This is a genomic window from Chondrinema litorale (assembly GCF_026250525.1).
GTDB lineage: Bacteria > Bacteroidota > Bacteroidia > Cytophagales > Flammeovirgaceae > Chondrinema > Chondrinema litorale.
This window is the reverse complement of the sequence record NZ_CP111043.1, coordinates 3,796,063-3,808,258: the sequence shown is the minus strand read 5'-3', so window position 1 is coordinate 3,808,258 and position 12,196 is coordinate 3,796,063. Positions and strand designations below refer to the sequence as shown.

The following is a 12,196-nucleotide window of genomic DNA, read 5'->3' as shown; positions in this document are numbered from 1 at the left end:
AAAAAACATTGAAATACTAATAAAAAGTTATCAAATCCTATATTTGTGACACTAAAACAATATAACCAGATTCGATATCCTTCACAAACTGCATGTACTTTTCAAGGTAATGTTTTATAAAAACCTATTGTTATCATAACCCAGGCAATTATAAAGCAAACACCTCCGATAGGTGTAATGGCTCCTAAGTATGTTTTGTTGGTAAAACAAAGCAAATAAAGAGACCCTGAAAAGAGTAAAATACCTGCAAGCATAACTAACGCTGCATTTTTAAATATTGATGTATTTGTAATTTGATGCATGTACATTCCAATAAATAAAAGTGCTAATGCATGAAAAAACTGATATTGAACAGCAGTTTGATAAGTATCAAACCTGTTGTTAGATATTAAGAAAGCTTTTAGAGCATGAGCTCCAAAAGCTCCAAATGCTACTGATAAACCGCTAAGTAAAGAGGCTGTAATTAAGATAAATCGGGTCATAAAGCTGATTTTTTGGTGTAATAAACTAATGTAATAGCAATTTTTCTAGTAGTATTTTTCAAGAAAAATTAAACATTCTAGTGTTTGGCAAACTTTATTAAAAAAAAATCTATGAGCAAAAAAATAGTTGTCATTTTCCTGTTTTTGGGGGTTGCTTTTTTTAACCAGCTAAGTGCCCAATCTGCAGTTTATGTATTTCAAGACCCACAGACTGGTAAAGGTGACTATATGTTCCGTTATGGAATGTTAAATATTGATTCAGCCAAAAATGCAGCTTTTAGTCAAATTGTAGAGCTTGGATACGATACAAAAAATGTTAAAGAATACGCTGCTACTGATAGTCAAGGCTATGGAATAATTCTTAGAAGTACCTATAGGAACAAAAAAGGTATTAATATAACTGTGTATGGTGCAGCATTAGGAAAAGCCTCTTACGAAGAGGCAGAAGAAGCTGCTTTAGAAAATATGAAAACGCTTAATCCTGATTGGAATGCCGATACATATAATATTATCCAGTACTTTTATGATGAACCTGATAACTAAACCAAAAGGTCAAAGAATATAAGTAATAAAAAAAATATAGCCCTTATTTAATAAAAGAAAGCCCATATAATTACTTCTTACATTTAAATGGAATTTTTTTCTGGAAATTAATTTTATTAACATAGTGAAAATATTAGCTCATTTTCCGCTTTTATACTATTAAGTAAGATTTTTTAATTGTACACATATGGGCAAGGCTTTTAAGGTTGTATTTTTTGTTGTTTTATCAGTATTTTCTGTAACATTAATTTCTTCACAATCTACATCAGACAGATTTTTTGAAATAGCAAAGAGTTTAGAAACTTTTGCTTCTTTATTTAAAGAGGTAAATAAATATTATGTAGATGATGTAGAACCAACCGAATTAGCTAATGAAGCAGTAAACAGTATGCTGGCATCATTAGACCCATATACTAATTATATCCCTGAAGACAGAATCGAAGATTATCGCACAATGACTACCGGTGAGTATGGTGGTATTGGTGCTGAAGTAGATAAAATTGATGGAAAAATAATTATTACTATGCCATTGCAAGGTTATGCTGCAGAAAAAGCAGGATTACTAATTGGTGATGAAATAGTAAAAGTAAATGGTTTAGATATATCAGATAGACCATTGTCTAACATACGCAATCTTTTAAAAGGCCAGGCTAACTCTAGTGTAAACTTAAGTATTAGAAGATATGGAAAAGATGATGTTATTGATTTTGATATTTCTTATGAGAAAGTAAGAGAAAAAAATGTACCCTACTACGGCATGGTTACAGAAGACATTGGCATGATTAAGCTCACAGACTTTACTCAAAAAGCAGGTTTAGAAGTTAAAAATGCACTTGTCGAGTTAAAAGCGGAAGGTGCTCAAAAAATTATATTCGACCTTAGAGGTAATCCTGGCGGTTTGCTAAACGAGGCAGTTAATATCACCAATGTATTCTTGCCTAGAGGTTCTGAAATTGTGAGTATGAGAGGAAAGTCTTCTGAGTGGAGCAAAAATTATAGAGCATTAAATGAACCTGTAGACACCGACATACCTTTGGCAATAATTGTAGATAATAATAGTGCTTCTGCATCTGAGATTGTTTCTGGAGTTTTACAAGATTACGACAGAGGTGTTGTAATTGGAGAAAGGTCTTTTGGAAAAGGCTTGGTTCAAACTACTACCATGCTATCTTATAACTCACAACTAAAAGTTACAGTAGCTAAATATTATATACCAAGTGGTAGATGTATTCAGGAAATTGACTATTCAAGAAGAAATGATCCTGTAGAGGATGCTACTAAAGAAAGAAAAGTTTTTAAAACTAAAAATAACCGTGTAGTGTATGACGGTGCAGGCATAGACCCTGAAATAAATACAGAAAGGGTTGTTTATGCACCAATTACAAAAAGTTTAATCGATAAGAAATTAATATTCGATTATGCTAATATCTTTAGAAGCAAAATTGATTCTATTCCAGCAGCAAAAACATTCAACCTATCAGATTCTGAATACAATGATTTTGTAGCATGGTTAAATGATAAAGAGTACGGTTATAATACTAAAGTTGAGAACACACTAGAAAATCTAATAGCTAGTTCAAAACATGAAAAACTATACGAAGGCATCAAAAGTGAGATTGAAGAACTCGAAAATCAGATACTCAAAAACAAAAAAGATGACCTTTTTAAGTTCAAAAATGAAATAAAGGAAGTATTAGAATACGAAATAGCCAGTAGATATTACCTCCAAAAAGGTCAGATTGAAATTACTTTTGATGACAATCCCGACATACTTGAAGCAATAAATATCCTTAATAATCCTACTAGATACCATGAACTATTGGCAGAACCTCAATAATTTGACATCAAATACTAATTTTTAATTATATAAATAGTATAATAAACCTTACTTTGTACTATTTCTATATTTTTTTTGAATAAAATTATTGAAATTCTTTCGTATAATAATAAAACAAACTAATTTGCAACTATTAACAAGCAATTGAGCTTCATAGGCTTGATTCAAAGTCAGTAGGAAGAAACATTATATGAGACGAATAAAGTTTACTCTTGCACTTATTATTGCCATCTTGTCAATATCTTTTACAAACTTCAAATACTCAGAGCAAGAAGTATTTAATCCGGCGTTTTTTATCGCTGAAAACCAATGGAAGTTATCAAATTCTATTTGGGCAGAAAGCGAAACGAACAAAGTGAATGATTCAAAAGTGACATTCCAGTTTAACATTAATCAAATGTATAAGATGGTTGATTTAAAAGGCAACCATTATGCTGGAACTTGGACTGTAAAACAAGATGCTCCATCTGAAGAAACTTATCTAATTCTAGATGAGGGTAAGGCAATAGAAGAGAAGTACAGAATCCTTGACGTAAATGAAGAAGAGGGAAAACTTTCATTAGAAAAAATCAACTCTACTTCGGGTAACCTAAATATCACTTACGTTTTTCAGGCAGAATAAAATCTTTTAACACTTTTAACCTGCTTACAGCAAAATTTCAAAAAGCTGTAAGCAGTTTTTTTTTGTATATACTTAAACATTTTAATTCATTTTTATCAAATCAGTTCCAATCAAAGTTTTTTTGGTAATTTTGACTGACTAGATTTTATACAATTATGAACATACTACTTTTAGGCTACGGTAAAATGGGTAAAACGATAGAAAAATTGGCAATTGACCGTGGCCACAAAATAGCCTTAATTATAGATAGAGGAGAAACTGAAAAACTATCTCAAATAAAAGATACAGATATCGATGTAGCAATTGAGTTTACTGAGCCAGAAGCAGCAGTATTAAATATTACAAGTTGCATAGATGCTGATATTCCAATAGTAAGTGGCACTACAGGATGGCTTCAAAAATATGATGAAATAAAATCATACTGCGAAGAAAAAGAAGGAGCTTTCTTTTATGGCTCAAATTATAGTATAGGAGTAAATATCTTTTTTAAGCTTAATGAATTTTTAGCCAAGCTTATGGATACTCAGAACTATGAGCTAGAAATGTCTGAAACACACCACACTGAAAAGAAAGATGCGCCAAGTGGAACAGCCATAAGTATTGCTGAGGGTATCATCAAACAAAATAAAAAATATACGAAGTGGGCACTAGACAAAAATAAAAAGGATGAAAACGAAATTCCTATAACCGCTCACAGAATTGAAAATGTACCTGGCACTCATGAGGTTATATACCATTCAGATATAGATAACATTTCTATCAAACACACTGCACATAGTAGAAAAGGTTTTGCTTTTGGTGCTGTACTAGCTGCAGAATGGCTTAAAGACAAAAAAGGTGTTTTTGGAATGAATGACTTATTACAATTTTAGTTAGTAATAATTATCTACCATTCATAAAATTTTAGCAACTAAATAATCGCAATTGATATAATTTAGCATTACTTTGGCAGAATTCATCAAATTGCCAGTATCTTTGCGTGCCGTTGAAGTTGTTATATGGATGTTTCTATTTATCAACGGTTTTTGAGTTTAAAAAAATAATATCTAATGAAGTTAAAAGAAAAAGAAAAAACTTCTGAGAAGCCTAAAAAAGGGCCAGTTAGAGAATGGGTTGATGCTATTGTTTTTGCTGTAATAGCTGCAACTATCATCAGATGGCTCTTTATAGAAGCATTTACTATCCCTACTCCATCAATGGAAAAATCTTTACTTGTAGGCGATTTCCTATTTGTAAGCAAGGTTCATTATGGAGCAAGAACACCTAAAACACCTTTACAGGTACCTTTAACTCACCAGAAAATCTGGGGTACAGAAATCCCTTCTTATGTAGATTGGATTCAACTACCACAATTCAGATTACCAGGTTTTACTGATGTGAAAAACAACGATGTAGTAGTTTTTAACTATCCTGATGAATACAATAAATATCCAGTAGATTTAAGAACGAATTATATTAAGCGTTGTATTGGTATATCTGGAGATAAACTTGAGATTAAAAATAAAGATGTATATATAAATGGCGAACTACTTCCTGCACCTGAGGAAATGCAAACCAGTTATAAGGTTACTGCTAATACTTTAATTAAAAGTAGAGTTTTTGAAAATCTTGATATTACAGATTACACTGATCCTATGACTAGCAGAAGCAACTCTGGAACCGAATATTATATCCAGAGTAGTGATGAAAAAGTAAAAAAGCTAGAATCTTACGATTTTGTGAAAGATGTAGAAGAAATAACTTTTGAAATTGGTCAAGATGCAGCTAGAACATTCCCTAATTCACCACTATACGATTGGAGTCTTGACAACTTCGGCCCTCTTTATATTCCTAAAGAAGGAGATAAAATAGCCATTGACTCAATGACATTGCCTTTATACGAAAAAGCAATTTTGCAATTTGAGGGTAACGAAGATGCAAAAGTTGAAGGAGGCAAATTGTATTTAGATGGAAATGTAGTTACTGAATATACTTTTAAACAGAACTACTACTTCATGATGGGTGACAATAGACACAATTCTCAAGATTCAAGAATTTGGGGTTTTGTACCAGAAGATCATATTTTAGGAAAAGGCTTATTAATCTGGTGGTCTGTGGAGCCTGTAGGCCCTGACGGAGGACTTTCAGATATATTCACAAGAATTAGATGGAGCCGGATTTTTAAATTAATCGAATAAAAACTAAGCCGCTTAAAAATAAGCGGCTTTTTTCTTAGACAATATTTTTTTTTTACCCCATAAGCTAACTAATTTCAAGGTCTAATTTGAAATTTCATTAATCAATACTTACATCATTTAAATTTCTGAGACTTACTTTATTCCTAATTAATTTTTATGAAAATTATTAACCCCTCTACCGAAGAAGTAATAGGAAATGTAAAAGAATTCTCTTCTGAAGATATTCAAAGCATTTATCTGGAATTAATTAATGGGCAAAAAATTTGGAATGACACCAGCCTAGACGACCGTATAGCTATAATTCAGAAATTTGGAGAACTGGTAAAAGAGTCAATCGATGAGTTGGCTACCTTGCTTACATCAGAAATGGGGAAACCAGTAAATCAAGCCAAAAACGAAATTAATGGTGCTCATGGTAGAATTGAGTACTTCTTAAATAATATAAAAAAATGGTTAGCTGAAGAATGGACTGTAACAGAAGGCGCAACCAAAGAAAAAATAGTTTATGAGCCACTCGGTATCATTGCTAATATTTCTGCATGGAATTACCCATATAATGTAGGGTATAATGTATTTATTCCAGCGCTTCTTTCTGGTAATGCAGTATTTTACAAACCTTCTGAATATACCTCACTTACCGGATTAAAAATAGCAGAATTGCTATATAAAGCCGGAGTACCCGAAAATGTATTTAAAACAGTAACTGGCGGAAAAGCCACTGGAGAGGCACTATTAAAATTACCACTTCAAGGATATTATTTTACTGGTTCATACCTTACAGGCCAAAAAATTGCCTCAGAAATCGCTCCTAAAATGGTTCCTCTACAAATGGAGCTAGGTGGAAAAGATCCATTATATGTAGCAGACGATGTAAAAGATATAGCCTTTAGTGCAGCACAAGCTGTTGAAGGTAAATTTTACAACAGTGGCCAAAGCTGCTGTGCAGTAGAAAGAATCTACGTTCATGAAAAAATCTATGATGCTTTTGTAAAAGCATTTGTGAAAGAAACTGAAATGCTTAGAGTAGGTGACCCAACTCGCGAAGATACCGACATGGGGCCAGTTGCCAGAAAAGAGCAGCTAAACTTCCTTTTATTTCAGGTGAATGATGCGCTTGATAAAGGAGCAAAATTACTTACTGGTGATGAGTCTCTGGAATCTAAAGGATATTTCTTTGAGCCCACAGTGCTTACCGATGTAAATCACGATATGAGCTTAATGGTAGATGAAACTTTTGGCCCTTTAGTTGGAATCCAAAAAGTTGAAAGCGATGAAGAAGCCATTGCACTAATGAACGAAACAAGCTATGGATTAACTGCAGCCGTTTTTTCATCTGACGAAGAAAGAGCAAGCAATATCCTTAGTAAAGTTAATGCTGGAACAACCTACTGGAACTGCTGCGATAGGGTTTCTCCTACATCGCCATGGTCGGGTAGAAAAAATTCTGGTATAGGTTCAACTCTCTCCTATCAGGGAATTAGAGCATTTGTACAACCAAAAGCTTATCACCTAAGAGAACTATAAGACTAAAAAAATTAACCTTTTCTTTATTACTTACTTACCGAAGTAGAATACAAACTTTCTACTTCATTGTTTTATATTTTCTATTTTAAAATTTACGATGATTGCAGATTTAAGAAGCGATACATTTACGCGCCCCACGCCTGAGATGTTGCAATTTATGATGCAAGCTCCTATTGGTGACGATGTTTATGGAGAAGATCCGAGTGTAGCCGAACTTGAAAGAAAAATGGCTGAAATGTTTGGAATGGACGATGCCATTTTCTGTCCTTCTGGTACCATGACAAACCAGATTGGAATTAAGTTGCTCACTCAACCTATGGAAGAAATTATCTGTGATAAAAACTCCCATATCCAAATTTACGAAGGTGGTGGTATAGCTTATAATTCACTTATAAGCTCTAAACTAATAGATGGAGACAGAGGAATGATTACTGCCGAACAAGTGGAAGCAGCAATTAACCCTGACGATCTACATCAACCTATTTCTAAGATAGTAGCACTCGAAAATACCATGAACAAAGGTGGTGGTGCTATTTACGATATGGAAGAAATAAGAAAAATAGCAGCTGTTTGTGAGAAACACGCTTTGCATCTACACTTAGATGGCGCAAGACTATTTAATGCTTTGGTAGTTACCAACGATTCTCCTAAAGAATATGGTAGGTTGTTTAAAACTATCTCAGTTTGTCTTTCTAAAGGTTTAGGCGCTCCTATTGGTTCTGTTTTACTTTTTAATGGTATACCAAGAATTAAAGCCGTAAGATTAAGAAAAGTGATGGGTGGAGGTATGAGACAAGCAGGTCTTATTGCTTCAGCAGGTACTTATGCGCTTGATCATCATGTAGAAAGACTTAATGATGATCACCGAAGAGCTAAACAACTGGCAAATGCTTTAAAAGAAGCCGCATTTGTAGAAGATATGTATCCAGTTGAGACAAACATTGTGATTTTTAAAGTAAAAAACTCAGCAGAAATGGTAAAGACATTGGCTGAAAAAGGTGTAAAGTGTATTACTTTTAGCCCTGTACATGTTCGTATGGTTACACACTTAGACTTTACTGATGATATGCTTGAGCACACATTGCAAGCAATTCATTCAATATAAATGCATAAAAATTACTTAATTATATTAGCCATTGCGGGTTTTACTTGCCTTTATTCTTGTAACAATAAGAATAATGAAGAAAAAGTAACTACTGTAATGGCTGATACTTTACCTAGCCCTTCAATAGATTCTAGCTTAAGAATCACCGATACACTCGAATCTAAAATTTCACAACAAAATAACTTTTTAGATAGTATAGCCCTCCTCCCCGATTCTGCTTTTATTGAACTAGCGAGATATAGTAATAGTTTTAAACTAGACATCAGATACGCTACCGATAATAACTTTACCAAACAAGCTTTATACGATTGTGCCAATTGCCTACTCAGAAAAATAGTAGCTGATTCACTAGTAGCAGCTCAACAAGAATTGATTAAACTTGGCTATGGCATGTTGTTATTCGATTGTTACCGCCCAATTTCTGTACAACAAAAAATGTGGGAGATTGTGCCTAACCCTATTTATGTAGCCGATCCACAAAAAGGCTCAATGCATAATAGAGGCAATGCTGTTGACTTATCACTTTACGATTTAGAAACAGGTACTCCTCTCGATATGGGTACTGAATTTGATTTTTTCGGTAGAGAGGCACATCATGCTTACCAAGGACTTTCAGAAGAAGTACTACAAAACAGATTATTGCTAAAATCTACCTTAGAGAAATATGGTTTTAAAAGCATCACTTCCGAATGGTGGCACTACTCTTTTAATGCCAAAGTATTTAGAATAAGTGATGAACCAGTGCCTTGTATTTCGCAAGACTAAAACACTCCTTTTATTGTCTTCGTATTTTTATGTATATTTTCAATGAGTAATTGAAATGAATCAAATTACCATTCAAAACAACTGATACATGAAAAATAAACGTCTGGAAGAAATTCTTTCGAGTTTAAAAAAGAATCTTGAAACACTAGAAGTACAGTTAAACTTAGGTTCTAAAGATGCCAAAGACCTTTTTGAGAAGAAAAGAGACGAACTGAATAATAATATTGAAAACATTAGAAACCACGCAAAAGAAGTTGGTCGTGAAGGTTCTGTTCATCTAGAAAAACTCGAAAAAGAAGGTAAAGATTTAATAGAGCTACTCAACGCTAATTTTAATTTCTCTTATAATAATTTCGACAAGGCTGAGACAAAGACTAAAAACATGAGAGATCATTTAGACGACATTTATAAAGAGCTTGAGCAAGAGTCTGATAAGTTTAAGGGAAAAGCACAACTACAATACAAACAACTCTTGGATAAGCTTCAAATGGAATTTTCCATACAAAAAAAGTATGCAGAAAAAAAAGGAGATGATCTGGAGAAGTGGAAGCAGCAACTTCGAAATGAAATAAACAATGTAAAGCAAAAAATAGATACTAATAAGTATGTTAGTGAAGACAAAATAGATAATTTCACTAATGAACTTAAAGAGGCATTTGAGCACATCAGAAAAGCATTTATGAGCTTCAAAAAATAAATTATGACACAAGAAGAAATCCAAACGATTAAAGAAAGATTAGAGAAAAGTATTAGTACACTCGAAGAGCAAACTACAGCTTTAAAACTAGACCTGAAAACAATTAGCGAATTTCTAAATAAGACAACACCAGATGATAATTTGAGCCAAAAAATCAATGCACATCAGGAGGCTACACAAAGCCAAATTGAAGCTAATAAAGAGCTAATTGATCAGATAAAAGAAGTAAAAGAAAGCGAGGTAAAAGAGGCCGACACACAGATTATTTCTAAACTTGAGCAAGAAACTGTTGCCATGCTTAATCGCATGCAGCAAAAGGTAAATGCCAGAGAAATTCTATCTGATTTATATGAATCTGAAGCCAAAAAACAGGCAACACAGCAGAGCGATTCTGATCCAATTACTCCTACTCCACCAGAAACACCTCAACCCCCAAAAACAGAAAGTATTGAAGAAGAAGCTAAAAAGATAAGGGCAGAGCGAGATATGGAAAACACAGTGAAGAAATTTAAAGATCAGGATGCCTTAAATGAATTAAAGAAAAAACTAGGCTTATAAAAAAAGGGGGATGATTTTTTAATCAAGCCCCCTTTCTATTTATCTCTATTCTAGATTATCTCTTTTTACTTTTCAAGTTCATAGACTCTGCAAGCTTTACAGCTTCAAATGAGTTTACGATTCCACCAGTAACAGAAAGTTTTTCAAACTCTACAGTATCGTCTCCATCTTCTGTTTCTGGCTCACCTGGCATGTTTACTTCCATCTTATCAAATTTAGAAGAAGACTTCATTAGAATATCTTTTAACTGAACTGCCGTTAAGTCTGGGTAGTAAGAAAGCACTAAAGCAGCTACACCAGCAGCAACCGGAGAAGCCATACTTGTTCCGTTTTGGTTTTCATATTTAGAACCCGGCATAGTTGAGTAAATATCAACGCCCGGAGCAAATACATCTACAGATTTTTTACCGTAGTTAGAAAACTCACCCACAAAGTTATCTGAACCACCCCAAGAAGAAGCTCCAATTTCTATCCAGTTTTTCGCTGGCTTCTTTCTGATTTCAAGATTCTTATTTGGGAAGTTTTTACCTTCGTCTAAGTTCTCACTATCGTTACCAGCAGCATGTACAAGTAATACACCTTTAGACTCAGCATAAACAACTGCTTCGTCTACATATTTTTTGTTTGGAGAGTAACCTTTACCAAAGCTCATGTTGATAATATCAGCACCATTATCTACTGCATAACGGATTGCGTTTGCTACGTCTTTATCGTGCTCATCTCCGTTTGGTACTGCTCTAATTGCCATAATTTTTACATCATTAGCTACACCCTTCATTCCAAGTGCATTGTTTCTGTTAGCAGCGATAATACCTGATACGTGTGTACCGTGAGTTGCATCTGGACCAGTTACATCTGGGTTACCATAAAACCTGTTAGTTAAATCGTCGTAATCGTCACCAACAATGTTTCTTGGGTTAAAATCTTTATTTAAGAAGTATTTTAATTGGTTTTCAAAATACTCAATCGCTTCTTCGAGATATTCCATTTTAATGTCATTCTCCAAAGCATATCCTAAAACAGAAGCAGCTCTTTTAATTTTTTCGTCAGGAGAATTTACAGTAGCCAGTTGGTCTGGAGTTAACTCTTCTTCAGTTACATTTAAATAAGCAGAAATTAATCTCATAGAATGCTTAATTACATCAGCCATTCCCATGTAGTTGTCATAAACTTCTTTCGCTTCAGTTACTTTTGAATCATATTCTGCTTTTAATTCCTGAAAGTATGCGAACTCTTTCTTTTCATCTTTAGAAAGATTCTCCTCAGTTTTTCCCTGAAATTTTTCAGATAGTCTCACATATTCTCTGGTAAGCTCGTAGGTATCGTAGTTTACGTTTTCACCGTCTTTACCACCTAAGAAATTCCATCCGTTAATATCATCAACATAACCGTTGCCATCATCATCTTTGCCATTTCCAGGAATTTCGCCTTCATTTACCCAAATTTTCCCTTGTAAATCTTCGTGCTCAACATCTACTCCACCGTCGATTACGGCTACAATTACAGTTTTAGATTCTTTACCTTTCAGTAATTCTTTATAAGTTTTTTCAGTGCTTACACCTTGTACATTATCTTCGTCACGGTCTAGATTAAACCAGTTTTCAGGTGCTTTTTTAGTAGTATCGCTGTAAGAAAAAACCTCATCTGTAGCATTTATTCCTGTCGCAAATGTTAAGGAAACACTATAGATATATGTTGATAGAATTAATAAAATGTGTTGTGCTTTCATTAAATGAATATTTATTAAATAATAGTTGTCTATTTAAGCTTTCAAGATAACAGTAAATTAAATTACAAACAGCCAAAAAAAGGACAGAATTCAATTCTTCAATTTAAACGGGGCTGATTTGGGATAAGAAAACCTTAAAATCAGATATTCAATTCCC

12 protein-coding genes are annotated in these 12,196 nt (G+C 33.5%); 10 read left to right on the top strand and 2 right to left on the bottom strand.

Annotated elements, in window-relative coordinates; genetic code table 11:
- Positions 1-101: 101 nt before the first annotated feature.
- Positions 102-482, bottom strand: a complete 381-nt coding sequence (locus OQ292_RS15740) for a DUF423 domain-containing protein (protein ID WP_284683097.1) — start codon at positions 480-482, stop codon at positions 102-104.
- 111 nt (positions 483-593) lie between these two features.
- Between OQ292_RS15740 and OQ292_RS15735 the strand changes: the two genes are divergently transcribed.
- The 10 genes from OQ292_RS15735 (at position 594) to OQ292_RS15690 (ending at position 10,310) form a co-directional block, all read left to right on the top strand.
- Positions 594-1,025, top strand: coding sequence for a hypothetical protein (locus OQ292_RS15735; protein ID WP_284683096.1), 432 nt, complete (start codon positions 594-596; stop codon positions 1,023-1,025).
- Between the two features lie 187 nt (positions 1,026-1,212).
- Entirely contained in the window at positions 1,213-2,862 is a 1,650-nt protein-coding gene (locus OQ292_RS15730; RefSeq protein WP_284683095.1) for a S41 family peptidase, read from the top strand.
- 190 nt (positions 2,863-3,052) lie between these two features.
- Entirely contained in the window at positions 3,053-3,484 is a 432-nt protein-coding gene (locus OQ292_RS15725) for a hypothetical protein (protein WP_284683094.1), read from the top strand.
- A 155-nt stretch (positions 3,485-3,639) separates the two neighbouring features.
- Positions 3,640-4,356, top strand: coding sequence for a 4-hydroxy-tetrahydrodipicolinate reductase (dapB, locus tag OQ292_RS15720; RefSeq protein WP_284683093.1), 717 nt, complete (start codon positions 3,640-3,642; stop codon positions 4,354-4,356).
- A 177-nt stretch (positions 4,357-4,533) separates the two neighbouring features.
- Positions 4,534-5,661, top strand: coding sequence for a signal peptidase I (lepB, locus tag OQ292_RS15715; RefSeq protein WP_284683092.1), 1,128 nt, complete (start codon positions 4,534-4,536; stop codon positions 5,659-5,661).
- A gap of 156 nt (positions 5,662-5,817) precedes the next feature.
- Positions 5,818-7,185: an aldehyde dehydrogenase family protein gene (locus OQ292_RS15710; protein WP_284683091.1), complete on the top strand. Its 1,368-nt coding sequence runs from the start codon at positions 5,818-5,820 to the stop codon at positions 7,183-7,185.
- 97 nt (positions 7,186-7,282) lie between these two features.
- A complete protein-coding gene (locus tag OQ292_RS15705) occupies positions 7,283-8,290 on the top strand; it encodes a threonine aldolase family protein (RefSeq protein WP_284683090.1) in 1,008 nt (335 codons plus the stop codon).
- The gene (locus OQ292_RS15700; RefSeq protein ID WP_284683089.1) at positions 8,291-9,055 is read left to right on the top strand and encodes a M15 family metallopeptidase; all 765 of its coding nucleotides are present in this window, start codon (positions 8,291-8,293) and stop codon (positions 9,053-9,055) included.
- An 88-nt stretch (positions 9,056-9,143) separates the two neighbouring features.
- Positions 9,144-9,752, top strand: coding sequence for a ribonuclease H family protein (locus OQ292_RS15695; RefSeq protein WP_284683088.1), 609 nt, complete (start codon positions 9,144-9,146; stop codon positions 9,750-9,752).
- Between the two features lie 3 nt (positions 9,753-9,755).
- A complete protein-coding gene (locus tag OQ292_RS15690) occupies positions 9,756-10,310 on the top strand; it encodes a hypothetical protein (RefSeq protein ID WP_284683087.1) in 555 nt (184 codons plus the stop codon).
- Between the two features lie 55 nt (positions 10,311-10,365).
- Here OQ292_RS15690 and OQ292_RS15685 read toward each other — a convergent pair whose 3' ends face one another.
- Complete coding sequence (locus OQ292_RS15685; protein ID WP_284683086.1) at positions 10,366-12,039, bottom strand: S8 family peptidase; 1,674 nt, start codon at positions 12,037-12,039, stop codon at positions 10,366-10,368.
- Between the last annotated feature and the right edge of the window lie 157 nt (positions 12,040-12,196).

Bases quoted from the DNA above. Each gene is read 5' to 3' on its own strand.
- OQ292_RS15740 (WP_284683097.1), bottom strand. From the start codon at position 482: ATGACCCGATTTATCTTAATTACAGCCTCTTTACTTAGCGGTTTATCA.
- OQ292_RS15735 (WP_284683096.1), top strand. From the start codon at position 594: ATGAGCAAAAAAATAGTTGTCATTTTCCTGTTTTTGGGGGTTGCTTTT.
- OQ292_RS15730 (WP_284683095.1), top strand. From the start codon at position 1,213: ATGGGCAAGGCTTTTAAGGTTGTATTTTTTGTTGTTTTATCAGTATTT.
- OQ292_RS15725 (WP_284683094.1), top strand. From the start codon at position 3,053: ATGAGACGAATAAAGTTTACTCTTGCACTTATTATTGCCATCTTGTCA.
- dapB (WP_284683093.1), top strand. From the start codon at position 3,640: ATGAACATACTACTTTTAGGCTACGGTAAAATGGGTAAAACGATAGAA.
- lepB (WP_284683092.1), top strand. From the start codon at position 4,534: ATGAAGTTAAAAGAAAAAGAAAAAACTTCTGAGAAGCCTAAAAAAGGG.
- OQ292_RS15710 (WP_284683091.1), top strand. From the start codon at position 5,818: ATGAAAATTATTAACCCCTCTACCGAAGAAGTAATAGGAAATGTAAAA.
- OQ292_RS15705 (WP_284683090.1), top strand. From the start codon at position 7,283: ATGATTGCAGATTTAAGAAGCGATACATTTACGCGCCCCACGCCTGAG.
- OQ292_RS15700 (WP_284683089.1), top strand. From the start codon at position 8,291: ATGCATAAAAATTACTTAATTATATTAGCCATTGCGGGTTTTACTTGC.
- OQ292_RS15695 (WP_284683088.1), top strand. From the start codon at position 9,144: ATGAAAAATAAACGTCTGGAAGAAATTCTTTCGAGTTTAAAAAAGAAT.
- OQ292_RS15690 (WP_284683087.1), top strand. From the start codon at position 9,756: ATGACACAAGAAGAAATCCAAACGATTAAAGAAAGATTAGAGAAAAGT.
- OQ292_RS15685 (WP_284683086.1), bottom strand. From the start codon at position 12,039: ATGAAAGCACAACACATTTTATTAATTCTATCAACATATATCTATAGT.